A 23,756-nucleotide genomic window follows, 5' to 3' on the forward strand; every position below is an offset into this window, starting at 1 on the left:
CAGGGGCCGGGCACCGCACGACCACCCGGGTTCATTTCAGGAGGTCGTGCTCCAGCAGTTTCTTGCGCAAGGTGTTGCGGTTCAGGCCCAGCCATTCGGCAGCGCGCGACTGGTTCTGTCCCGACTGGGTCATCACCACGTCGAGCAGGGGCTTTTCAACCAGCTTGACCAGCATGTCATACAGACCCGTCGGCTCGGTGCCGTCCAGGTCGCGGAAATAAGTTTCCAGGTTGCCCCGGATGCAGGTTTCTATGGATTTTTGTTCGCTCATTCGGATGTCTCCAGAAACGGCTGGGCACGGGCCACAGGCAGGCGGTCCATCTGGCTGCCCAGGCCATCCAGAAAGTGCGCCACCGCCGCCAGCTGTTGCTGCGCCGTTTCAAGGGTGTTCATGTGTTCACGGAATGCGTCGCCGCCGGGCAGCGCACGCACATACCAGCCAATGTGTTTGCGGGCCGAGCGCACGCCGGTGTATTCACCATACAGGCCGTAATGGTCTTGCAGGTGCTCCAACAAGGCGCGGCGCACTTCGGCCACCAGCGGCGGGGCCAGGTGTTCGCCTGTCACCAAAAAGTGTCCGATCTCGCGGAAGATCCAGGGGCTGCCCTGGGCGGCACGGCCGATCATCACGGCGTCAGCGCCCGTGGCCCGCAGCACGTCGCGGGCTTTTTCAGGCGAATCGATGTCGCCATTGGCCACCACCGGGATCTTGAGCGCGGCCTTGACTGCGGCCACGGTGTCGTATTCGGCAAAACCTTTGTAACCCTGCTCACGGGTGCGGCCGTGCACGGTGACCATCTGCACGCCAGCCACTTCAGCGGCGCGGGCCAGACTCAGGGCGTTCTTTTCGGTATCGCACCAGCCGGTGCGCATCTTGAGCGTCACAGGCACGCCATGCGGCAAGGCCGCCTCGACCACGGCAGAAATGATCTGAAGCGCCAGCGGCTCGTCTTGCATCAGGGCCGAGCCGGCCCATTTGTTGCAGACCTTTTTAGCGGGGCAGCCCATGTTGATGTCGATGATCTGCGCGCCCCGGTCGATGTTGTAGCGCGTGGCGTCGGCCATCATCTGCGCCTCGGTGCCTGCAATCTGCACCGCGATCGGGCCGGGCTCACCGTCGTGGTTGGCGCGGCGTGAAGTCTTCAAAGACGCCCACAGATCGGGCCGCGAAGTCACCATTTCACTCACCGCGTAGCCCGCCCCAAACTGCCTGCACAGCTGACGGAAAGGCCTGTCCGTCACCCCCGCCATGGGGGCAACGAACAAATTGTTCGGCAATGGGTAAGGGCCAATCTGCATGACTGGTGAAAGGTGCGAAAGGTGGATTGCTTAAAAAGGAGGCACGATTGTAATTGCTTAATATTTCAGCAACTGAAAGCTGACTGTGCTAAGCAAATGACCATCGCCATGGGCACTGTGTGACCTGATTTTTGGGCCCCCGCTACACTGGCCCTCATGGAACTTTGGCTCGATCAATTGCTGCAATGGCTGGCTCTGCCACAACATGGCCTGAGCACGGTGTTTGTGGTGTCCTTCATTTCCGCCACATTGCTGCCGCTAGGGTCCGAACCTGCCGTTTTTGGCTTGGTCAAACTCAACCCCGAGCTGTTCTGGCCCGCCATTGGGGTGGCCACCGCAGGCAACACCCTGGGGGGCATGCTCAGTTGGTGGATGGGCTGGGGGGCACACAGCGCTGTCGACAAATGGCGAGACTCCACCACCCACCTGCGGGCGCTGGTCTGGCTGGAAAAGCTCGGCCCCAAAGCCTGCCTGCTGAGCTGGCTTCCCGTGGTGGGTGACCCACTGTGCGCGGTGGCGGGCTGGCTCAAGCAACCCTTTTGGCCCTGCGCTCTGTACATGGCCATCGGCAAATTCGGGCGCTATCTGGTCATGACGGCCGCATTGCTCTGGTTTTTCCCGCAAGGGGGCATCGCATGAAAACGCTTCGTCTGTTTCGCTGGGTAGTTTTCACTGTGCTTTTGATGCTCGCTGCAGGCATTGGCCTGTCGTGGGCACCCGATCGCAGCGTGGAAAGCCTAAAGGCCCGCTGGGCCACAGCACCGTCCCAATTCATTGCCTTGCAAGGCATGCAAGTGCACCTGCGCGACGAAGGCGCGCGCGACGACTCCGAACCCATCGTGCTGATCCACGGCACATCGGCCAGCCTGCACACCTGGGACGGGTGGAGCGAGGCGCTCAAGGGTCAACGCCGCGTCATCCGCATGGACTTGCCGGGCTTTGGCCTCACAGGCCCCGCGCCCGATGGTGACTACCGGATGGAACGCTACGCCGACTTCATCGCTGCCCTGATGGACCAGCTGGGCGTGCGCCGTGCGGTGCTGGCGGGTAATTCGCTGGGTGGCGGCATCGCCTGGCACACTGCGGTGCGTCATCCCGAGCGGGTCAGCCGTCTGGTGCTGGTGGACGCCACCGGTTACCCCCTGCAATCGACCTCGGTGCCGCTGGGCTTTCGGCTGGCGCAGATTGACTGGCTCCAACCCCTGATGAGCCAGCTACTGCCACGGCGCATGATCGAGTCCAGCGTGCGCAGCGTCTACGCAGACCCGGGCAAAGTGACGCCGGAACTGGTGGACCGGTACTACGAACTGACCCTGCGCGCAGGCAACCGCGTGAGCCTGAGCCAACGCCTGAAGCTGCGCGAAACCGACGAACAATATGCAGGACTGATCAAGACCATCCGGCAACCCACGCTGATTCTCTGGGGCGCACAAGACCAGCTCATCACCGAGCCGTCGGGCCAGCGCTTTCACCAGGACATCGCGGGCAGCCAATACGTGGTGTTTGACGCGCTGGGCCATGTGCCGCAAGAAGAAGACCCGAAACGCAGTGTGGTGCCGGTGCTGAAATTTTTGGCTTCAAGCCGCTGAGCAGAGCCCGTCCAGCTCGCCCTGCCGACGACGCACAAAAAAACCGCGCCAAGGCGCGGTTTTTTGCGGGGATTTGAAGTCAACTCAAGAGCTGAACAAAAAGTTCATCACGTCGCCGTCTTTCACGACATATTCCTTGCCTTCAGCGCGCATCTTGCCCGCGTCTTTGGCGCCCTGCTCGCCCTTGAAGGCAATGAAGTCGTCAAACGCGATGGTTTGGGCGCGGATGTAGCCCTTCTCGAAGTCCGTGTGGATCACGCCAGCCGCTTGCGGGCCCGTATCGCCCACATGGATGGTCCAGGCGCGCACTTCCTTCACACCGGCGGTGAAATAGGTTTGCAGGCCCAGCAAGGTATAGGCGGAACGAATGAGGCGGTTCAGGCCTGGCTCGTCCTGGCCCAATTCCTTCAAAAACTCCAAGCGATCAGCGTCTTCCATCTCGGACAACTCGGCCTCGATCTTGGCGCAAATAGCCACCACGGGCGCATTTTGCTTTGCTGCAAAGGCCTTCAAGCGGTCGAGGAAGGGGTTGTTCTCGAAGCCGTCTTCCGACACGTTGGCAACAAACATGGCGGGCTTGGCCGTGATGAAGAAGAACTGCTTGAGCTCGGCGCGCTCTTCTTTGCTGAAGTCGATGGTGCGCACCGGCTGGGTGTCGTTCAGTGCCGTCTGGCACTTTTCCAGGATCGCCATTTGCTTGACAGCATCCTTGTCGCCGGAGCGGGCGATTTTGCTCACGCGGTGGATGGCTTTTTCAACGGCGGCCAGGTCGGCCAGGCACAGCTCGGTCTGGATGACCTCGATGTCGGCAATCGGGTCCACCTTGTTGGCCACGTGGATCACGTTGTCGTCTTCAAAGCAGCGCACCACGTTGACGATGGCGTCGGTTTCGCGGATGTGCGCCAAGAACTTGTTGCCCAGGCCCTCGCCCGTGCTGGCCCCGGCCACCAGACCAGCGATGTCCACAAACTCGACGATGGCGGGCACGATGCGCTCGGGCGTGATGATCTCGGCCAGCTGCTGCAAGCGCGGATCAGGCACTTCCACCACGCCTGTGTTGGGCTCGATCGTGCAAAAAGGGTAGTTCTCGGCGGCAATGCCGGCTTTGGTCAGGGCGTTGAAAAGGGTGGATTTGCCAACGTTGGGCAAACCCACGATGCCGCATTTGAGGCTCATGGAAGGCTTTCGGTGATTCGGGAGATAAGCCGGGATTTTAACGGGTGCCCTCAGTCCGCCCATCCATGCAGCGCTGACTGTCGTGGGAGCGCGCCCCTGCTCGCAAATGCCTGACTGGGCCCATGCAGGCATTCGGCCGCAGGGGCGGCCTCCCACAAGGGTCAAGGGTCGGCCCGGGTATCGGCTTGTAGCCCACCTGTCATTCGGGTGCCACCTACAATGCGGGTCATGGCAAACCCTCCCGATATTTGCATCCGTGGCGCTGGCATAGTGGGTCGCACACTGGCCTTGCTGCTGGCCCGTGAACGGCTGAACGTGGCCTTGGTCGAGTCCCCCACCAAGCCCACGGTGCCCGATGTGCGTGCTTATTCATTGAACGGCGCGGCCATGGCCATGCTGCAAGACCTGCGCTGCTGGCCCGACAGCCCTGCCGTCACGCCCGTGCACCGCATGCAGGTGTGGGGCGACCACGGCGGCCAACTGAATTTTGGAGCCCAAGAACAAGGCGTGGGCGAACTCAACTGGATGGTGGATGTGCCCGTGCTGGAAGCACTCTTGGCCGCTGCGGTGAAGTTTCAGCCGCACATTGAGGTGGTGCCAGCCCCAGTAGCCGCACCGTTGACGGTGGTGTGCGAAGGCCGTGCCAGCCAGACCCGGGCCGAGTTGGGTGTGGCGTTTGACATCACCCATTACGAACAACACGCCGTGGCCGCCCGCTTGGTGTGCGAGCAAACCCATGAAGGCATTGCCCGGCAATGGTTTGGCTGGAGCCAAGTGCCCGGTCTGTCGCAGCCGCAAGCCGAAATTTTGGCCCTGCTGCCTTTGAGCGGCGAAGGTGGACGCGAGGTCGCTCTGGTCTGGTCGGTGCACCCGCTGCGCGCGCAAGAATTGATGGCTTTGCCGCCCGAGTCGTTTGCTGGCGAACTCGGTCAGGCTTGTGGCCTAGCATTGGGCCGCATGACCTTGTCTGCAGAGCGCGCCGTCTGGCCGCTGCAACTGGCCCGCGCCGAGCGCTGGATTGGTGCGATGCCCGGCACTGCCAAACAGTCGTTTGCCTTGGCAGGTGATGCGGCCCACGCACTGCACCCCTTGGCAGGCCAGGGGCTGAACGTGGGTCTGGCCGATGTGGCCGAGCTGGTCCGCGTGATCCGGGCCAAGGAATTCTGGCGTCCATTGAATGACTTGAAACTGCTGCGCCGCTACGAGCGCGCCCGTCAGGCCGACGTGCAGGCCATGGGCCTGGTCACCGACGGTTTGCAGCGCCTGTTTGCGCAACCTGGCCCTGTGTGGCAAAACCTGCGCAATTGGGGCATGCGCGGCTTTGACCGCAGCGGCCCGATCAAACAATGGATGACGCAACAAGCCATGGGCAAAACAAGCTCTGGCCTGCATTGATTCCGCTTTGCAACACCACCCTTTTTGACCTCGAAAGAAATCCGATGAAGTTTGTCCGTTTGATGCTGATGTCGCTCGTGGCGTTGGCATCCCTGTCGATGAGCCCTGCCTTTGCCCAGGAAGCGACCTTGCGCAAAAACCTGAGCGAACGCCTGCCCAACTTGCCCAAGATCGATGAGGTCAGCAAAACACCCATGAACGGCCTGTACGAGCTGCGCATGGGCAACGACGTGATGTACAGCGATGCCGAAGGCAACTTCCTGATCCAGGGTTCGCTGATCGACGTCAAGCAAAAACGCAACCTGACCGAAGAGCGCATGGAAAAACTGTCTTCCATTCCGTTTGACCAGTTGCCCCTGAAAAACTCCTTCACCCAAGTGCGTGGCAATGGCAAACGCAAGCTGGCCATCTTTGCCGACCCCAACTGCGGCTACTGCAAGCGCTTTGAGAAAGACCTGCAAAAGCTCGAAAACGTGACGATCTACCACCTGCTTTACCCCATCTTGGGCGACGACTCCAAAACCAAATCCAAAAACATCTGGTGCGCCAAAGACAAGGCCAAGGTCTGGAACGACTGGATGATCAACGGCACGCCCCCTGTGGCGGCCAACTGCGACACGAGCGCCGTGGATGCCAACGTCGAATTTGGCAAAAAACAACGCATCACCGGCACCCCCACGCTGCTGTTTGCCGATGGCTCTCGCGTGCCCGGCGCTGTGCCGATTGCCCAAGTCGAAAAAATGCTGACTGACATCAAATGAACACACACCACCCCGAAGACCCCACTTGGCAATTGATCCGTCGTCTGGGCTACGCCGGACTGATCCCGTTTGTGTTTCTGGCGCTGTGCCTGTGGTCGGTGGGTCCAGACCTGCACCCCTATGTGGCGCTGTCCATGCAAAGCTATGGCGCGGTCATCGTGTCCTTTTTGGGCGGCATTCATTGGGGCGTGGGCTTTCGCAACGCACTGATCACACCTGCCGCACCACGCATCCACTTCACTTGGGGCGTTGTGCCCACCTTGCTGGCATGGGTGGCCGTGATGATGCCGGCTTTTGCCGGTTTGCCTTTGCTGGGCTTTGTGCTGATCGGCTGCTACGTGATGGACCGCCGCACCTGGCCTGCCGCAGGTCTGGCCCCCTGGCTGCCGATGCGCTTGCAATTGACCATCGTGGCCTCGCTCAGCTGCTTTCTGGCAGCGGGTGCAACCTGACAAGCATTGCCCATGACCGCCCTCCACTACACCGTTGAAGCCGCCGACCTGCATGCCCACCTGTTTCGGGTCTCGCTCAGCATCGCGCAACCCGCAGCACTGCAAACCGTGTCGCTGCCGGTGTGGATTCCGGGCAGTTATCTGGTGCGCGAATTTGCCAAAAATCTGCAACACCTGAGCGCCAAACAAGGCCGCCGCCAAGTCGCACTGACACAACGCGACAAATGCACTTGGGACATCGCCTGCCAACCGGCCCAGCCCCTGGTGCTGAGCTACGAGGTCTATGCTTTTGACAACTCGGTGCGCACTGCCTGGCTGGACAACCAGCGCGGCTTTTTCAATGGCACAAGCCTGTGCCTGCGCGTGCACGGGCAAGAAGAACTGCCGCACCAATTGCAGTTGCAAGCCGTCCAAGGCCAGCCCGACTGGCAAGCGGCCACCGGCCTGCAAGCAGTCAAAACCGACAAAAAAGGCTTTGGGCTATACCAGGCAACCCACTATGACGAACTGGTGGACTGCCCGGTGGAGCTGGGTGCGTTCTGGTCAGGCAGCTTTGTGGCCTGCGGCATCCCGCACCGCTTTGTGGTGGCCGGTGCCCTGCCCTCCTTCGACGGCGACCGCCTACTGGCCGACACGCAAAAAATCTGCGAAGCCGAAATTCGTTTCTGGCATGGCAAAGGCCCACAAGCAGGCACCAAAGCGCCGCACAAAAATTACCTGTTCATGCTCAACGCCGTGCACGACGGCTACGGCGGGCTGGAGCACCGCAATAGCACGGCCCTGATCTGCAACCGCGCCGACTTGCCGCGCATCACCAGCCAGCATGGCAGCGCGCACACCAGCGAGGGCTACACCACGCTGCTGGGCCTGATCAGCCACGAGTACTTTCACACCTGGAACGTCAAGCAATTGCGCCCCGACGCTCTGGCGCGCTACGACTACGCGCAAGAGAACTACACCCAACTGCTGTGGTTTTTTGAAGGCTTCACCAGCTATTACGACGACCTGCTGCTGCGCCGCGCAGGGCTGATCAACGACGCCGCTTACATCAAGCTGCTGGGCAAAGCCATCGCTCAGGTGCAGCAAACGCCGGGCCGCCATGTGCAAACCGTGGCGCAAGCCAGCTTTGACGCCTGGGTCAAGTACTACCGCCAGGACGAGAACACCCCCAATGCCACGGTGAGCTACTACACCAAGGGCTCACTGGTGGCGCTGTGCCTGGACCTGTCATTGCGCCAGGAAAACCAGACACTCGACAACGTGATGCGCGGCCTGTGGAAGCGCTGCAAGGCTGGCCCCATGCGCGAGCAAGACCTGCTGGACGAACTGCAGGCCCTCACAGGCCGCAGCTGGCACAGCGAGATCAAGTCCTGGGTGCACAGCACGCAAGATTTGCCGCTGCGCGAATTGCTGACGGCACATGGTGTCAGTATCGATGTCGAAATAGCCACCATGCCCCAGCGCCTGGGCCTGCGCGTGAGCGAAACCGGGGGCAGCGTTCAGATCAAAGGCGTGCTGCGCGGCAGCGCCGCCGAAGCCGCAGGGCTGGCCGCTGGCGATGAATGGCTGGGGCTGGACGTGGGGGCCAAAGGCCAGGGCGGCAGCTGGCGTCTGAGCAAACTCGACGACCTGCCCGCGCTGCTGGGCAAGGAACACCGTCTGGTGGCGCTGGTCTCACGCGACAAACGCCTGCTGCGCTTGCCTTTGAAAGTGCCCGAACAAGCCAGCGGCTGGAAACTGGGCCTGAGCGCCGACCGCAAAGCAGGCTGGCCTGCGGCCTGAGCGCTGCCCTGCTTCTTGCCATGCGGCCGAATGGGCGAAGTGGCTCCAACCACCCTTCGCGAGCAGGGGCTCGCTCCCACATAGCCTGGCTCTCACACTGAAATGCCCATGGGCACTCAGTGATGAGTACCTTCACTTGCCGCGCAAATCCACCACGCGTTTGGCTTTGCCCTGGCTGCGCTCAACACCGCCTTCGGCCTTGAGCTCGATGGCCACGCTCGAGCCAATGTAGACCTTGATCTCGTGTTGCAGCATCTTGGCAGCCGCACGGGCTTCGATGCTGTCGGGTGACACGCCGGGTTTGGTTTCGATGACGACCTTCAAATCGTCCATCGGGCCTTCGCGGGTCAGCACGCACTGGTAGTGCGGGGCCAGTTCGCTGCGCTTCAAGATCAGCTCTTCGATCTGGCTGGGGAACACGTTCACGCCGCGAATGATCATCATGTCGTCGCTGCGGCCGGTGATTTTTTCCATGCGGCGCATGGTGCGGGCGGTGCCGGGCAGCAGGCGCGTCAGATCGCGCGTGCGGTAGCGGATGATGGGCAGCGCTTCTTTGGTGAGGCTGGTGAACACCAGTTCGCCCATCTCACCGTCGGCCACAGGTTCGCCCGTTTCGGGGTTGATGATCTCGGGGTAGAAATGGTCTTCCCAGATGGTCGGGCCGTCTTTGGTCTCGATGCACTCGCTGGCCACGCCGGGGCCCATGACTTCAGACAGGCCATAGATGTCGACCGCGTCGATGGCCATGCGTTTTTCGATGGCGGCACGCATGTCGTTGGTCCAGGGCTCAGCGCCGAAGATGCCGATGCGCAGCGAAGAAGTCTTGGGATCGATGCCCTGGCGCTCGAACTCGTCGGCAATCGCCAGCATGTAGCTGGGCGTGACCATGATGATGTTGGACTTGAAATCCTGGATCAGCTGCACCTGGCGCTCGGTCTGGCCGCCGCCAAAAGGCACGACTGTGAGGCCCAGTTTTTCTGCGCCGTAGTGCGCGCCCATACCGCCAGTGAACAGGCCGTAGCCATAGCTCACATGCACCATGTCGCCAGGCTTTGCACCACCCGCGCGGATGCTGCGCGCCACCACGGTGGACCAGGTGTCGATGTCTTTGAGGGTGTAACCCACCACCGTGGGTTTGCCGGTGGTGCCGCTGGACGCGTGGATGCGGGCGCAGTTTTCACGCGACACGGCGAACATGCCAAAGGGGTAGCTGTCGCGCAGGTCCGACTTGGTGGTGAAGGGGAACTTGGCGATGTCGGCCAAGCTCTTGCAGTCGTCGGGGTGCACGCCTGCGGCATCGAACTTGGCGCGGTACACGGGCGAGTTGGCATAGGCGTGCTGCAAGGTTTGTTGCAGGCGCTTGAGCTGCAGGCTGCGCAGTTCGTCGATGCTGGCCTTTTCAATCGGCTCCAGGGGGAAGGCTTTTTGACTCATTCATAACTCCACTTGATCAGCGGGGGACAGGGCTGAAGACCGGTCCCCCAATTTGTTCATTTATTCCGGCACCACGGTGCCTGGGATTTGTGCGCTCTTGCCACGGAACATGGCGATCACCTCACCATTTTGGTTGGTGACCTTCATGTCGTAGATGCCGTGGCGACCGCTCAGGGTCTGCTCAACGCCTTCGCAGGTCAGCACATCGCCCAGCTTGCCAGGCTTCAAAAACTCGATGCTGCAGCCTGCCGCCACCGCGTTCTTGTTGTAGCTGTTGCAAGCAAAGGCAAAGGTTGAATCGGCCAGCGTGAAGATGAAGCCGCCGTGGCAAATCTGGTGACCGTTCAGGTGCAGCGACTTGACCTCCATGCGCATCACGGCACGGCCCGGCTCGCAGGCCAGCAGCTCCATGCCCATGGTGTCTTTGGAGGCCACGTCGACGGCGAACATGGTGTCGCCCACCAGGCGGGCAAGGGCTTGAGGATCAGCGGTGCTCATCATTCGCCTTTGATCATTCGCCAGTAAACAACGGGGCGCGCTTTTGCAAGAAGGCGTTCACGCCTTCCATGTAGTCGTGCGTTTTGCCCAGCGCCGATTGCGTGTCGCGCTCCACATTCAGGTGCGCGTCCAGCGAGCGGGTGCCCGCGTCGCGCAACAGGTGGCGCGTGGCGACCAGCGCCTTGGTTGGCATCACGGCCAACTTGTCGGCCATCGCCAACGCAGCGGCCACGCAGTCCTCAGCCACATCCCAGATCAGGCCCCACTCCTTGGCCTTGTCGGCGTTCAGCTTGTCACCCGTCATGGCCAAAGCCATGGCGCGGGGCAGGCCCAAGCGCTCCACCAGCAGCCAGCTGCCACCCGCGTCCGGAATCAGACCGATCTTGCTGAACGCCTGCACAAAACTGGCCGTGGGCGCGGCGATCGCGATGTCACAGGCCATGGCCACCGAGGCGCCTGCGCCAGCGGCCACGCCGTTGACGGCGCAGATCACGGGCATGCGCAACGACTGCAAACGGCGCGTGGTGGGGTTGAAAGCGTCGTGGATCACTGGGCCGGGATCAGCCCGTTCCAGCAAACCAGGGCCGGGGGTGAAGTCGAGTTCAGACAGATCCAGACCGGCGCAAAAGCCGCGACCCGCGCCGGTCAGCACCAGGGCGCGCACGGCGGGGTTGGCTTCGGCCTGATCGAGCGCAGTCCACAGGCTGCTGTGCATCTCGCGGGTGAAGCTGTTGAGGGCCTGGGGGCGGTTGAGCGTGACCAGCGCCACGGCGCCTCGCACTTCGTACAACACCGATGGGGCGGCGGATTCGGTCATGGAAGTTCTCCTTACCCAGCGAATTTACCATTAACCGACCGATCGGTTGGTTAATGTTTTCCCTATGTTGAGCTTTTGAACCGCGCGCGGCCTGCGCCGTATTTGACAGTCCGGCGGCAGCTGCTGCGGGTATAGTGGAATGCGATATTCAACTCTGATCGATGGAGAGCGTCTTGAGCTACGAAAACATTGAAGTCCGCGTCGAAGGCGGCAAAGTCGGCATCATCACCTTGAACCGCCCCAAGGCGCTGAACGCCCTGAACGGTCAATTGATGGACGAGCTGGGCACAGCGCTCAAGGCTTTTGACGCCGACGAAGCGATTGGCTGCATGATCATCACCGGCAGCGAAAAAGCCTTTGCAGCGGGTGCCGACATCGCGGCCATGGCCAAGTACAACTTCAACGATGTCTACAAACAGGACTTCATCACCCGCAACTGGGAAACCATCCGCACCATCCGCAAGCCCGTGATCGCGGCTGTGGCCGGTTTTGCCCTGGGGGGTGGCTGCGAGCTGGCCATGATGTGCGACTTCATCATCGCGGCCGACAACGCCAAATTCGGCCAACCCGAAATCAAGATTGGCATCATCCCCGGTGCCGGTGGCACCCAGCGCCTGCCCCGCGCCGTGGGCAAGTCCAAAGCCATGGACCTGGTGCTGACAGCCCGCATGATGGATGCCCAAGAGGCCGAACGCGCCGGACTGGTCAGCCGCGTGGTGCCTCTGGACAAAATGATGGACGAAGCCTTGGGCGCCGCCTTGGTGATCTGCGGCTACGGCCAATTGGCCACTATGGCGGCCAAGGAAAGCGTCAACCGCGCCTTTGAAAGCGGCTTGTCAGACGGTGTGATGTTCGAACGCCGCCTATTCCACGGTCTGTTCGCCACTGCCGATCAAAAAGAAGGCATGGACGCCTTTTTGAACAAACGTGCACCCAATTTTGTGAACAGCTAAAGCAACCCGATTGCCAACACCCCGGCCCGCCGTGCCTGCACGGCGGGCTTTTTCATGGGTATGGCACACACGCCCTCTGCCACTTTGCGCTTCACTTTCAGGTTCTCGTGCCGATGTATCCATCAAGCACCCTGAAAGTTCCTCATGCGAATCACCCCCATCTCCATTGGCCAAACACTGCGCCCCATGGCCCCCGTGGTCAATCAGATCGACCGCGTGGAAAAACGAATGGCCCCTGAGGCCGTCGCTGGGCGAGTCCGGGTGTCTTCGTCAGACAAAAGCGGAAAAGCGGGCAAAAACAGCAGGCTGGGCAGCCCACGCAAAAAAATGAGCTGGAATGGCTTGGGTGACGCCGTGGACGTTTTCGCCTGAACGCCAAAAACCAAAAAGCCCACAGTCGCAAAACTGTGGGCTTTGTATTTGGTGGAGATAGGTGGACTTGAACCACCGACATCAGCATTATGAATGCTGCGCTCTAACCAACTGAGCTATATCTCCAGGTAACCTGCTTGCTTCGAAACAAACTGTCTCAAAGCGGATGACTGACGTCATCAAGCCAAAAATTATACACAAAATTTCGCCCAACTCTTGCCAGCTGGCGTAACAATCGGCACATGGGCACACAAAAAGATTTGAGCAAAACATCCGCCACACAAGCCGCACAAGTGGTTTGGGCGCACTGGCAATCGGGACAGGTCATGCAAAACTTGCCCGAAGAATGCAGACCTTTGACAACAGAGCAAGGCTACAAGGTGCAAGCACAACTGCCCTCCGTGTCTGGCCGCAGCGTCGTGGGCTGGAAAATCGCCGCCACCAGCGCCGACGGGCAAAGCCACATCCATGTGAGCGGCCCTCTGGCTGGTCGTTTGCTGTCTGGCCAAGTGTTTGAAAGCGGTGCCACTGTACCTTCAGCTGGCAACCGCATGCGGGTGGCTGAACCGGAATTTGCATTTGCCATGGGGCACGACTTGCCGCCGCAAAACACCTCATACACCGTAGAAGAAGTCATGGCCGCCGTGGCCACACTGCATCCGGCCATTGAAATACCCGACTCCCGACTGGCTCCATTTACCGAAGCCGGCGAAGCACAATTGCTGGCAGACAACGCATGCGCACGGCATTTTGTCTTGGGGGCGGCGGCCCCAGATGCCTGGCGCGCACTGGATTTAAGCACCGATACCGTACAGGCCCGTGTTGACCATGGAACCAGCCTGCAATTCACACGCGAAGGCACCGGGGGCAATGTGCTGGGTGATCCACGCATCGCCTTGACCTGGCTGGCCAACCAACTGTCGGCCTTGGGCATCACTTTGCAAAAAGGCCAAGTGGTGACCACCGGCACCTGCATGGTGCCACTGGCGCTGAAACCCGGCGACACGGTGAGCGCAGACTACGGCCTTTTGGGCCATGTGCAGATGACTTTTTCCCCGGACAAACCGGTGCCGGTGCAAGCATGAACCTGACAGGAGGATGGCATTGGCATTGGCGCGCATGGCGATCGCAAAAGCGCTGGGCGCCTGCTTCTGCGCAGATCGCAGATTGGTTGATGGCGCAAAGCATGCCGCGCAAGCAACTGATCCTGATCGGCGCCAGTGCAGGCTGGATGTTGCCGACATCCTGGCTGGCGCAATTTGAAGAAATACACGCTTGGGACATCGACCCTTTGGCCGCGCCCTTGTTCCGCTGGCGCCATGAACGCACCTTGAAACGTCAGGGCATTGCCTTGCACCTGCACACCGGCGATGGCCTGGCCCGATTGACCGATGCCGTTCGGGCCATGCCCGATGCGTTTTTCTGGTTTGACAACGTGCTCGGACAATTGCGCTTTACCGGTGAGCCCCTGGATCGCGTGAGCCAACGTTTGAAAACGCTGCAGCAAAGCTTGAAGCGCGTGAACTGGGGCAGCGTGCATGACCGCATGTCAGGCCCAACCTTGCCGGAGGTGACTTTGCCCTTGTCTCGCCCAGGGCTGGCCGGCGTGGCCATGGAGACAGCCGAAGGGCAAGCTTGGCTGCAGCACATGGGGGCCATCAGCCCTTGGCTAGATCACCTGACCGAGCACGTCCTGCCGAAAGACACACCCGTGCAACACACTGCATGGCCCTTCAAACCGGGCTATGCGCACTGGCTTGAAATGGGCTGGCATCCCGCTGACTGACATTCAAAGCCCTGACCAGACTTCTAGTCGTTCCGGTTTAAGGCTTCCAGTGAAAAACCAGCGATTTTTTTGTAGTCGTCAGAAATTTGGCGCAACTCGGCCTGGCTGATCACATCGTCGATGTGGCGAAACGGTTTGCCTTGTGTCAACTCGTCCACCTTGATGTTGATGAAGTCCGGGGGCGTGCTGCGGTTGGTCAAGACCACCTTCGTGGTCAAAGGCCTGCGCACCGCTTCGTAGCGGTGCAAAGCTTGCACCCGGTCACCGCCAGCGACGTTACTGGCCAATTCATCGGCCAATGTGCGCGCGTCCACCAGCGCTTGCGCTGAACCGTTGGAGCCACGCGGGTACATGGGGTGCGCCGCATCGCCCAGCAAGGTGACGCGACCAAACGTCCACTGGGGAATGGGGTCCTTGTCGACCATGGGGTATTCCAAAATCGAGTCGGCCTTGGCAATCAATTCGGGCACGTTGAGCCAATCGAAGGTCCAGTCCTTGAACAAGGGCAAGACATCTTCCAAACGGCCTTGGCGGTTCCAGTCATTGGGGCTTTCATTTTGCAAGCCAATTTCCGCCACCCAGTTGATCAACTGGGTGCCCTGTCCGTCGATGTTGTCGGCAATGGGGTAAATCACCATCTTGCCAGTGTCGATCGAACCCACCCGCATGTAACTTTTGCCCGTCAGGATCGGCTTGCGCCGTGTGACGCCGCGCCAAGTGTTGATGCCGTTAAAGGCCACTTTTTCGTTGGGGTAAAACACCCGGCGCACCGCGGAGTTGACACCATCTGAGGCCACGACCACCCCACAGCGTACCGCTGGCAAGGCTTGGCCTTGTGCATCGGTGAACAGCAAAGTCACGCCATTGTCGTCTTGTTGCATGCTGGCAAAGCGGTGCCCGGTGTGCACCCGATCACTTCCTAAACGTTGCACCGCCGCGTCCCACAAAATCTTGTGCAACTTGCCCCGGTGAATGCCCACTTCGGGCAACGCATAGCCGGCATGACGGCCTCGCAGCTCGCTGTAAATGAATTGGCCGTAACGGTTGTAAAACACACTTTCGTAGTTTTCGATGCCTGCTGCCTCAACCGCTTCGGCCAAGCCCAAAGCAGCCAACTCGCGCATGGCATGTGGCAAGACGGTGATGCCCACACCAATCTCTTGGACCTGCTGCACGGCCTCAAACACCTCGCACACCACGCCCCGGTGGTGCAAGTGAAGCGCCAAAGCCAAGCCACCAATCCCGCCGCCCACAATGGCGATGTCTGCTGTTCGTTCTGTCATAAGAGTCCTTATGTCCTCACCCATCAATCGGCTGAAATTTGTTTGGAACGGATCACGTTGCCCCACCGTGGATAGTCTTTGGCTACCAAGGCACCCAGTTCAGCGGGGGTGGATGTGCTGGCATCCATGCCCGAACGGGCCAGCAGTTCCTTGACGTCGTTTTGGCGGATGATGGCTGAGATTTCTGTGTTCAAACGGGCCACCACTGCAGCGGGTGTTTTGCTGGGGGCATAAAACGCGTACCAAAGGTCCACGTCAATGCGCTGGATACCGACTTCGGCAAAGGTCGGCACATCGGCAGCCACAGGGTGTCGTTTTTGACTGCCCACCGCGAGCGCCACCAAGCGACCGCTTTTCACAAACCCTGCGGCCACATGGACTGGCAAAAATCCAGCCTGAACTTCACAGGCCAACAAATCTTGCGTATAACCCGCCGTGCCTCGGTAAGGCACATGCAACATGAAGGTGTCTGTTTCGAGTTTGAACAACTCCATCGCCATGTGGTGGGGCGTTCCCACCCCGGGCGAGCCAAAGTTCAAGCGACCTGGCTGGGCTTTGGCCATCCGGACCAAGTCGCTGGCCGATTTGATGCCTGTTTTGGGATGGGCCACCAACATCAAGGTGCCATAGGCCGTCATGCCAATGGGGGCAAAGTCGGTGACGGGGTTGTAGCTGCTCTTGGCGCTCATTTGTGTGGCCATCAGCATGGTGTTTGCCGTGATCAACAAGGTGTGGCCATCGGGGGCCGACTTGGCCACCGCGTCCGAGCCAATGTTGCCACTGGCACCCGCTTGGTTTTGCACCACCACCGGCTGCCCCAAGCGCTCGCTCAGGCGCGGTGCTACGGCGCGGGCAATCGTGTCCATGCCCGTGCCGGGCGTGAACGGCACGATGATTTTGATGGGCTGGGTCGGGTAAGGCGCAGGTGTCTGGGCTTGCGAAGCACCCATGAGCACCAAGGCCGCCAAGCCCGTCAGCCAATTGCGGCCTGGACGAAGTGAAAGGAATGTCATGAAAATCTCCAGTCGTTAATTTTTCAGATCCAGCGCCCAATACTGACCTACCAAATCGTGTCCAAACGAATGGTGGGTCTCTTCGGACATCAATTCAAAACCAGCCGTTTGGTAAATGTGCTTGGCCGCGTGCAGGATGTCGTTGGTCCACAAACTCAATTTTTGATAGCCCCGAGCCTTGGCAAACAAGATGCATTCTTGCGTCAAGCGCCGACCCAAACCGGTGCCACGCATCTCAGGCTCCACATACAGCAAGCGCAGCTTGGCCTCGGCGTCTGAGACTTTGACCAAGAATACCGATCCCACCACCTGCCCATCGCTCTCGGCAATCCAGGCATTTTCGTTAACAGGATCGAAGTTTTTGACAAACTGCGCGGCAATCTCGGCCACCAAGGCCTCGAAAGTGCCATCCCAGCTATATTCCTGCGCGTACAAAATGCCCTGCCGGTGCGCCACCCAGCCGATGTCGCCCACTTGCAGGCCACGCAAAACGATGTTGGACGTCATGCCTTTTCACCGCTTTCATAACGCTGACCCAGCGCCAGCAATTGTGGTGTTTCAATGACCGCGTTCAAGCCATCGAAGTCCAGCATCTGTTCTTGCCAAGGCCGCGTGGTCTGGTGCGTGTGCAAACTGACGTAATAACCTTGCAGCGTTTGCAGCACCGCACGCGCCGTACCGCCGGGGAAGATCACGATCTTGAAGCCCCGCTCGCCCAGTTCGGCTGCGCTTTGCACTGGCGTTTTGCCGCCTTCGACCATATTGGCCAGCAGTGGTACACGCTTGGCGAACTGCGCACAGGCGCGGTTCATCTGTTCATCGGACCGCAAAGCTTCGATGAACAAAGCATCAACGCCGCATTCCAGATAGCGCTCAGCCCGCTCGAGTGCTGCGTCCAGTCCTTCCACCGCCACCGCATCGGTGCGCGCCAGGATCAGGGTGTTTTTGTCATGCCGGGCATCCAGAGCGGCGAGCAGCTTGCCTTGCATCTCGGCCACAGGCACCACGCCTTTACCATCCAGGTGGCCGCAGCGCTTGGGGAAAGTCTGGTCTTCGATCTGGATCATCGCTGCCCCGGCGCGCTCGAAGTCGCGCACCGTGCGCTGGGTGTTGAGCGCGTTGCCAAAGCCGGTGTCGGCGTCCACGATCACAGGAATGTTCACCCGGTCGGTGATGTGGGCCAGGGTCTGCGCCACTTCGGTGGCAGTGGTCAGACCGATGTCCGAGCGTCCGAGGCGGGTGTAGGCGATCGATGCACCTGACAAATAGAGCGCCTCGAATCCGGCCTGCTGGGCCACCAATGCGGTGAGTGCGTCGTACACGCCGGGGGCCAGCAAGGCCTGAGGTTGCTGCAGGCGCTGGGCCAAATGGCCTTGTGTCAAGGTGTGGGGCTGGCTCATGGCATGTCCTTCAAAAGTTGTTGCGCGGTGTGAGCCGCAATGTGCCCGCCCGCGACGGCGCTGAGCAAACCGTTGCCCGACAGATAACCCCAGACCGCTTGGCCCGACACGCCCCGCGCTGCGCCGCCAGCGGCCAGCAGGTTGGGCAAAGGTGTGCCGTCTTGCCGCAACACGCGGGTGTGCACGTCGATGTCCAAACCGCCCTGGGTGTGAAACAAAGCACCGGTGACCTTGATGGCATGGAAAGGAGCTTGCAAGGCGCGTTGGAACGTGCGTCCTGTGACGGGGTCGGTGCCAGGCTGCACTGCATTCATAGTGGCTTGAAGGGCTTCGCTCGGGCAGCCGATCAGTTGCGCCAGTGCATTCGCATCTGCTGCATGCTGCACCGCGCCTGCGCCTTGCGCAGACACAAAGTCCGGAAACGCTTGCGCAAAGGCGAGCAGCGAATCGTCAAACACGTTCCATGCCACGCCACCCGGCTGCGCCAACACATGCACCGCGGCCTCAGAGTAACCCTGGGTCTCGTCATGAAAGCGCTGGCCTTGGTTATTGATTTGCACGCCGCCTTCCATCATCAGCGCCCATGAGATCAAAGCGCCTTGCGGCACGGCCCAAGAGCCGTGGCCCTGGTAAGCGCCCAAATCGGCCAGGCGTGCGCCCAGCTGCTGGCCCCAAGCGATGGCGCTGCCATCGTTGCCCACATGGCCTGCATAGGTGGCCTCGGCCATTTCGGGCAACAGGTCTTTCACCATGGCCGTTGCCCCGCCAAAACCATTGCAAGCCAAAAGCACCGCATCGCAACGGATGCGCTCGGTCTGCCCATCGGGCCGCACAAAACCCACGCCGTGGATGCGCTGCGCTTCGTCGGCCCACAGCTCGGTCACTTGCGCTTGCGTGAGCACCACCACGCCAGCAGCGTCGGCGGCGGCTTGCAGACGGCTCATCAAACCGGCCCCGGTTTTTTCGGGCACAGCGTGCATGCGGTGAGCGCTGTGGCCGGGGTACAAAAAGTTGTCCAGCACTTGCCAGGGCAGGCCGTGATGCTCGGCCAACGCGTCCATGGCCGGACCAATGTTTTGGGCATAGGCCTGCACCAGATGCGGCGCAGCCTGACCGTGTGCCTTGGCCTGAATGTCGGCGGCAAAAGCTTCCACACTGTCGGTGATGCCTTGCGCCTGTTGGGCTTGCGTGCAAGGGGCGGGGATGAAACCCGAGGATAAAGCCGTAGAACCTGCGGCAAACGCATCTCGCTCCAGCACCACGCACTCAACGCCCATGCGGTGCAAGGCCAGCGCAGCCGTCAAGCCGCAAGCGCCTGCGCCCACAATCACCATCGGCGTGTGGTCTTCGGCCAGCAATTGAGAAGCCGGACAAATGTGTGCCAGCGTGGCGGTCATGGCTTCAGCCCAGTTGTTTCAAGAAAGTGGCGCTGTCCATCACCTCGCCCACCGACGCCATGTCGGCCAGCGCGGCTTGGTGCGCGGCTTCGCTGAAGGCGGCGCAACCATCCGACAACACGATGACGTGGTAGTCGCGCACATGCGCATCGCGCACCGTGCTGGCCACGCCACCGTTGGTCACGATGCCACACACCACCAGCGTGTCGATGCCCGATTTTTTGAGCACCCAGTCGAGCTGCGTGTTGAAGAAGGCCGAATACGCGACCTTGAACACCGACACATCGACCAGCGGGGCCAGCAGGTCCACATTGGCCTGGCCCCGGCTGCCGGGCGCAAAGTCGCCTTTGCGCAAAAACGGCCGTCGCTCTTTCAGGTGCGCCGAAATCATGGGCTCACCTTGGGCATCGGGCCACAGCGTGAACAGGCTGGCCGTGACCAGGCCACCACGCCCCTTGATGGCACGCGCCACCGCGGCCATGCGCTCAGGCAGCTTGACGGCTTCGGCGCTCAGGGTGTTGCCCCGGGCATAAGCCCCATCGGGGGCCAGAAAATCATTTTGCAGGTCCACGATGACCATGCCCAGCTTGGCGTTCTTCAAGTTCATGCACTGCGCTCCACCAGCAGGTTGCCCAGTTTGTCGACCCGGCCTTCAAAGCCGGGCTCCAGCCAGACGGTGGTGTCGGGTTGTTCCAAAATCGCCGGACCTTGCACCACGATGCCCACGGGCAGACTCAGACGCTCGTAGCGCTGGGCTGTCCACCATTGGCCCTGGTGATACACCTGCTGCTCGCCCACCGGCATGGTGCTGCCATCGCCTTGCGGGGCCAGCACCGCCAAGTCAAATTTCGGACGACGCCCGATGCGGGCATAACGCAGGTTCATCACGCGGATCACCGGGCCTTGCAGCACGCGGCCAAAGGCGTGCTGGTACGCCGCTTCAAACGCGGCCAACAACCCAGCGGCATTCAAAGCTTCACGCTTCACGGGCACTTGCAGTGTGTGGGTCTGGCCCATGTAGAGCATGTCGAAGCTGATGACTTCATCGACCCGCACAAAGTTCACACCGGCGGAATCGAGACGCACCTGGCAAGCCTCGGCCAGTGCTTCCACACGTTGCAGCAACTCGGGCCAAGCCACATCGGACAGGGCCACGTTCAGGGTCTGTACCGCGTCGTGGCGCATGTCGGCCATCACGCAGCCCAAGGCCGAAGTCACGCCTGGGTAACGCGGCACGATGCCGGTGGTCACGCCCACCTCACGCATCATGGCGCACACATGCAAGCCGCCACCGCCACCAAAAGGCATGTAGGCAAACTGGCGCGGATCGTGGCCGCGCTCGATGGATACCACACGGATCGCGCCAGCCATGCGGGCGTTGGCGACTGTCAAAATCGCCTCGGCCGCGGCCAGCGCGGTCAGGCCCAGAGGCTCAGCCACATGCTGGGTGATGGCCTGCTCAGACAAACCGGCATTGAGCGCCTGCAATAAACCGCCACCCAAAGGCCGGTCGGCCGCGATGCGACCCAAGAGCACGTTGGCATCGGTCAAAGTGGGGCGGGTGTTGCCGCGTCCATAACAGGCCGGACCGGGAATGCTGCCGGCCGACTCGGGGCCCACTTGCAGCATGCCGCCCGCATCGACCGAAGCGATCGAGCCGCCCCCGGCACCGATGGTCTCGATCTGAATCATGGGCGAGCGCACCACCAGGCCAAACTCGATGGAGGTTTGTGCGGCCAGCGCCGCCTCGCCACCGGCCACCAAGGACACATCAAACGAGGTGCCGCCAATGTCACCGGTGATGACGTTTTCAAAGCCCGAAGCGCGGGCGATTTCAGCGCAGGCCATCACGCCCGCTGCCGGGCCGGACAGCGCGGTGCGCACCGGCACATCGCAAGCGGTCTGGCGTGACATGACGCCGCCATTGCTTTGCACGATCAAGAGTTCACCGCCAAAGCCCTGGGCACGCAAATCACCATCCAGGCGCTGCAAATAACTGCCCACCACAGGCTGCAAGGCGGCGTTCAGGGTAGCAGTCGAGCAGCGCTCAAACTCACGAATCTCAGGCAGCACTTCACTCGCCGCCGTCACATAGCTGTTGGGCCAGATCTCGCGCACAGCGGCCACGGCGGCTTGTTCGTTGCCGGGGTTGGCATAGGCGTGCACAAAGAACACACACACGGCCTCGCAGCCCTCGGCCAGCAATGCGCGGGCTTGTTCGCGCACTTGCTCCAGATTCACAGGCGTGTGCAACTGGCCGTCGGCCAGCACACGCTCGTCGACTTCCAAGCGCCAAGCACGCGGCACCACCGGCGTGTAGCTGCCGCGCAGGCCCCAGGTTTGCGGGCGGTCGCGGCGGCGCATCTCCAGCACATCGCGAAACCCGCGTGTGGTGATAATGCCGGTGCGGGCGATCTTGCGTTCGAGCAAGGCGTTGGTGCCCACGGTGGTGCCGTGCACGATGGTGGCGATGTCTTTGGCCCCTTCAGCACCGGTGACCCCGGTCACTTTGGCGATGCCGTTCATGAAGCCCCGGGCTTCTTCACCCCGGGTCGAGGGCACTTTGACAATGCGGGCCTGGCCGGTTTTTTCGTCCAACACAAACAGGTCGGTGAACGTACCGCCCACGTCCACGCCCACCACCCAATGCGGTTGGTTCAATGTTGGCTCACTCATGCTTGTTCCTTGGTGTAACCCAGTGCGGTGTCATTGGCGCGGTCTTTTTCTGTGCGCTCAGCGGGAGTGCCCCAGCCGCCACCGCCAGGCGTTTGCAGGCGCACGCGGTCGCCTTTTTTCAGATGGATGCCGAGCATCTTGGACACCATGGGCGGCGTCTTCCATTCGCCGTTCTGGCAGTACTCAAACACGTTGGGTAATGCGGGTTGTCCGCCGTGAATGCCTTTGGGGGCTGACTTGCCGCGCTCGCCAAAGATGAAGGCCTCGGCGCTGTCTTCGAGCAGCTCGATTTCGTAAATCGCGCCCAAGCCGCCCCGGTGCTGGCCATCGCCGCCCGAGCCGGGTCGCAAAGCCCACTGGGTGAAGCGCACCGGGTAGGCCGCTTCCAGAATTTCCATCGGTGGGATCGTGGCGGTGGAGATCGGCGCATTGCCGTGCGACAGGCCATCGCCATCCGAATGGCCACCGTGCCCGCCGCCGAAAAAGCTGAACATCACCCAGCGCTGGCCTTTGCGCTTGTCGTCGGTGCGGTGCCCGGCGATCGACAAGGCGTTGATGGTGCCATAGGCATGGGCCACCGCCCGCTGCGGGTCAGCTAGTGCCGTGGCGCTGAAGATCACGTCGATCATGCGCAAAATGGTTTCGGTGTAACCGCCCACCGGCCGGGGCCGCGAAGCGCTGATGACCAGACCATCGGGAATCACAAAGTCCACCGCATCGAGCACACCCGCGTTGGCCGGCACATCGGGGAACACATGCTTCAAGGCCACATAGCAAGCCGCCACCGCCGTGGCACGCGAGATGTTCACCGGGCCTGCGCACTGCGCCGAGGTGCGAGAGAAGTCCAGCGTCAGCCGGTCCCCGGCCACAGTCATGTCGAGTGCGATGGTCAGCAGCTCGTCTTTCACGCCATCGTTGTCGAGCACGTCTTCAAAGCTGTAACGCCCATCGGGCAGGCTGCCGATGTGCGAGCGCATCAGGCGCACGGCGCGGGTGCGCAGCTCCACCAGGGCCTGTGCCACTTTGGCGTCGCCGTATTCATCGAGCAGGCCATCCAGACGGCGCGCACCCAGGTCGAGCGCGGCCAGCTGGCCGTTCAGGTCACCCCACAGGCTGTCGGGCAGGCGGGTGTTGGCGCGCAGGATGGCCAGCACATCGTCGTCGAGCACGCCGTCGCGCAAAATGCGCACCGGTGGAATCTGCACCGCTTCTTGCCAGCATTCGGTCGCGGCCGGGTTGTAGTTGCCGGGCACTGCACCGCCCACGTCGTGCCAGTGCGCGGCCGAGGCCAAAAAGCAGTACAGCTGACCGTTGCGAAAGCAGGGCTTGACCAGCTTGAAGTCGTTGGCGTGGGTGCCGCCCTCATACGGATCGTTGAACAACCACACATCGCCCGGCTGCATGCCGCCGCGCTCAGCCGCCACGCGCATGGCGGCGCGCACGGCAAAAGCCATGGCCCCCACAAACACCGGCAGGCCCGACTTGCCCTGGATCAGGGTGTCACCGGTGATGGCGTCGTACAGCCCGTGGCAGGCGTCGTGTGCCTCGGCAATGATGGGGTTGAAGGCGCTGCGGTACAGCGTGGCGTCCATCTCGTCGGCGATCTGTTCGAGTCGGCCGCGCAGCACGGCCAAAGTCACGGGGTCCATGACCGGGTCCATCACTGCATCCGT

The 23,756-nt window shown here is 61.4% G+C and carries 24 protein-coding genes and 1 tRNA gene; 10 read left to right on the plus strand and 15 right to left on the minus strand.

Features of this window, described 5'->3' with window-relative positions; translation table 11 throughout:
• Positions 1-31: 31 nt before the first annotated feature.
• Positions 32-271, minus strand: a complete 240-nt coding sequence (locus B9Z33_RS14835) for a Fis family transcriptional regulator (RefSeq protein ID WP_108287749.1) — start codon at positions 269-271, stop codon at positions 32-34.
• Positions 268-1,299, minus strand: a complete 1,032-nt coding sequence (gene dusB, locus B9Z33_RS14840) for a tRNA dihydrouridine synthase DusB (protein ID WP_108287750.1) — start codon at positions 1,297-1,299, stop codon at positions 268-270. Before dusB ends, B9Z33_RS14835 begins: the two co-directional genes overlap by 4 nt.
• Positions 1,300-1,455: 156 nt before the next feature.
• On the opposite strand from dusB, the gene B9Z33_RS14845 reads away from it, so the two are divergent.
• Both B9Z33_RS14845 and B9Z33_RS14850 read left to right on the plus strand, forming a co-directional pair.
• Positions 1,456-1,938, plus strand: a complete 483-nt coding sequence (locus B9Z33_RS14845) for a YqaA family protein (RefSeq protein ID WP_108287751.1) — start codon at positions 1,456-1,458, stop codon at positions 1,936-1,938.
• Positions 1,935-2,888, plus strand: a complete 954-nt coding sequence (locus B9Z33_RS14850) for an alpha/beta fold hydrolase (RefSeq protein WP_108287752.1) — start codon at positions 1,935-1,937, stop codon at positions 2,886-2,888. Before B9Z33_RS14845 ends, B9Z33_RS14850 begins: the two co-directional genes overlap by 4 nt.
• An 84-nt stretch (positions 2,889-2,972) precedes the next feature.
• On the opposite strand, the gene ychF is transcribed toward B9Z33_RS14850, so the two are convergent.
• Complete coding sequence (gene ychF / locus B9Z33_RS14855; RefSeq protein ID WP_108287753.1) at positions 2,973-4,064, minus strand: redox-regulated ATPase YchF; 1,092 nt, start codon at positions 4,062-4,064, stop codon at positions 2,973-2,975.
• A 228-nt stretch (positions 4,065-4,292) separates the two neighbouring features.
• Here ychF and B9Z33_RS14860 point away from each other — a divergent pair, with 228 nt between their 5' ends.
• From B9Z33_RS14860 to B9Z33_RS14875, 4 genes are read left to right on the plus strand one after another with little or no spacing between them, the layout of a single operon-like run.
• Entirely contained in the window at positions 4,293-5,459 is a 1,167-nt protein-coding gene (locus tag B9Z33_RS14860; RefSeq protein ID WP_108287754.1) for an FAD-dependent monooxygenase, read from the plus strand.
• 44 nt (positions 5,460-5,503) lie between these two features.
• The gene (locus B9Z33_RS14865; protein ID WP_108287755.1) at positions 5,504-6,220 is read left to right on the plus strand and encodes a DsbC family protein; all 717 of its coding nucleotides are present in this window, start codon (positions 5,504-5,506) and stop codon (positions 6,218-6,220) included.
• Positions 6,217-6,672 carry a DUF3429 domain-containing protein gene (locus tag B9Z33_RS14870; protein ID WP_108287756.1) on the plus strand — a complete coding sequence of 152 codons (456 nt, stop codon included), beginning with the start codon at positions 6,217-6,219 and terminating at the stop codon, positions 6,670-6,672. Before B9Z33_RS14865 ends, B9Z33_RS14870 begins: the two co-directional genes overlap by 4 nt.
• Before the next feature lie 12 nt (positions 6,673-6,684).
• Positions 6,685-8,454, plus strand: coding sequence for a M61 family metallopeptidase (locus tag B9Z33_RS14875; RefSeq protein WP_108287757.1), 1,770 nt, complete (start codon positions 6,685-6,687; stop codon positions 8,452-8,454).
• Positions 8,455-8,586: 132 nt separating this feature from the next.
• Here the strand turns inward: B9Z33_RS14875 and paaK are convergent, their stop codons facing one another.
• Genes paaK through B9Z33_RS14890 form a run of 3 tightly spaced genes read right to left on the minus strand, consistent with a single transcriptional unit; the run spans position 8,587 to position 11,203 of the window.
• Positions 8,587-9,888, minus strand: coding sequence for a phenylacetate--CoA ligase PaaK (paaK, locus tag B9Z33_RS14880; protein WP_108287758.1), 1,302 nt, complete (start codon positions 9,886-9,888; stop codon positions 8,587-8,589).
• 60 nt (positions 9,889-9,948) lie between these two features.
• Complete coding sequence (paaI, locus tag B9Z33_RS14885) at positions 9,949-10,386, minus strand: hydroxyphenylacetyl-CoA thioesterase PaaI (protein WP_369916758.1); 438 nt, start codon at positions 10,384-10,386, stop codon at positions 9,949-9,951.
• Positions 10,387-10,399: 13 nt separating this feature from the next.
• Positions 10,400-11,203 (minus strand): enoyl-CoA hydratase-related protein, encoded by an 804-nt coding sequence (locus B9Z33_RS14890; RefSeq protein WP_108287760.1) that lies wholly within the window; start codon positions 11,201-11,203, stop codon positions 10,400-10,402.
• A gap of 173 nt (positions 11,204-11,376) precedes the next feature.
• Between B9Z33_RS14890 and B9Z33_RS14895 the strand changes: the two genes are divergently transcribed.
• The gene (locus B9Z33_RS14895) at positions 11,377-12,156 is read left to right on the plus strand and encodes an enoyl-CoA hydratase (protein WP_108287929.1); all 780 of its coding nucleotides are present in this window, start codon (positions 11,377-11,379) and stop codon (positions 12,154-12,156) included.
• A gap of 144 nt (positions 12,157-12,300) precedes the next feature.
• Positions 12,301-12,528, plus strand: coding sequence for a hypothetical protein (locus tag B9Z33_RS14900; RefSeq protein ID WP_108287761.1), 228 nt, complete (start codon positions 12,301-12,303; stop codon positions 12,526-12,528).
• 49 nt (positions 12,529-12,577) lie between these two features.
• Here B9Z33_RS14900 and B9Z33_RS14905 read toward each other — a convergent pair.
• A tRNA-Met gene (locus B9Z33_RS14905) sits at positions 12,578-12,654 on the minus strand.
• A gap of 116 nt (positions 12,655-12,770) precedes the next feature.
• Here B9Z33_RS14905 and B9Z33_RS14910 point away from each other — a divergent pair.
• Both B9Z33_RS14910 and B9Z33_RS14915 read left to right on the plus strand, forming a co-directional pair.
• Complete coding sequence (locus tag B9Z33_RS14910; protein ID WP_108287762.1) at positions 12,771-13,613, plus strand: 2-keto-4-pentenoate hydratase; 843 nt, start codon at positions 12,771-12,773, stop codon at positions 13,611-13,613.
• Positions 13,610-14,314 (plus strand): hypothetical protein, encoded by a 705-nt coding sequence (locus B9Z33_RS14915; protein WP_233252852.1) that lies wholly within the window; start codon positions 13,610-13,612, stop codon positions 14,312-14,314. Before B9Z33_RS14910 ends, B9Z33_RS14915 begins: the two co-directional genes overlap by 4 nt.
• Positions 14,315-14,337: 23 nt before the next feature.
• On the opposite strand, the gene B9Z33_RS14920 is transcribed toward B9Z33_RS14915, so the two are convergent.
• Genes B9Z33_RS14920 through B9Z33_RS14955 form a run of 8 tightly spaced genes read right to left on the minus strand, consistent with a single transcriptional unit; the run spans position 14,338 to position 23,744 of the window.
• Positions 14,338-15,597, minus strand: a complete 1,260-nt coding sequence (locus B9Z33_RS14920; protein WP_108287763.1) for a flavin-dependent oxidoreductase — start codon at positions 15,595-15,597, stop codon at positions 14,338-14,340.
• A gap of 23 nt (positions 15,598-15,620) precedes the next feature.
• A complete protein-coding gene (locus tag B9Z33_RS14925; RefSeq protein WP_108287764.1) occupies positions 15,621-16,610 on the minus strand; it encodes a tripartite tricarboxylate transporter substrate binding protein in 990 nt (329 codons plus the stop codon).
• Positions 16,611-16,625: 15 nt separating this feature from the next.
• Positions 16,626-17,117, minus strand: a complete 492-nt coding sequence (locus B9Z33_RS14930) for a GNAT family N-acetyltransferase (protein ID WP_108287765.1) — start codon at positions 17,115-17,117, stop codon at positions 16,626-16,628.
• A complete protein-coding gene (locus B9Z33_RS14935; protein ID WP_199220363.1) occupies positions 17,114-18,010 on the minus strand; it encodes an oxaloacetate decarboxylase in 897 nt (298 codons plus the stop codon). The genes B9Z33_RS14930 and B9Z33_RS14935 overlap by 4 nt, the downstream gene beginning before the upstream one ends.
• Positions 18,007-19,407 (minus strand): FAD-dependent oxidoreductase, encoded by a 1,401-nt coding sequence (locus B9Z33_RS14940; protein ID WP_108287766.1) that lies wholly within the window; start codon positions 19,405-19,407, stop codon positions 18,007-18,009. The genes B9Z33_RS14935 and B9Z33_RS14940 overlap by 4 nt, the downstream gene beginning before the upstream one ends.
• A 4-nt stretch (positions 19,408-19,411) precedes the next feature.
• Positions 19,412-20,014 (minus strand): cysteine hydrolase family protein, encoded by a 603-nt coding sequence (locus B9Z33_RS14945; RefSeq protein WP_108287767.1) that lies wholly within the window; start codon positions 20,012-20,014, stop codon positions 19,412-19,414.
• Entirely contained in the window at positions 20,011-22,083 is a 2,073-nt protein-coding gene (locus B9Z33_RS14950) for a hydantoinase/oxoprolinase family protein (RefSeq protein ID WP_108287768.1), read from the minus strand. The genes B9Z33_RS14945 and B9Z33_RS14950 overlap by 4 nt, the downstream gene beginning before the upstream one ends.
• Positions 22,080-23,744 (minus strand): hydantoinase B/oxoprolinase family protein, encoded by a 1,665-nt coding sequence (locus B9Z33_RS14955; protein ID WP_108287769.1) that lies wholly within the window; start codon positions 23,742-23,744, stop codon positions 22,080-22,082. Before B9Z33_RS14955 ends, B9Z33_RS14950 begins: the two co-directional genes overlap by 4 nt.
• Positions 23,745-23,756: the final 12 nt, after the last annotated feature.

Source organism: Limnohabitans sp. T6-20, from assembly GCF_003063505.1.
GTDB lineage: Bacteria > Pseudomonadota > Gammaproteobacteria > Burkholderiales > Burkholderiaceae_C > Limnohabitans_A.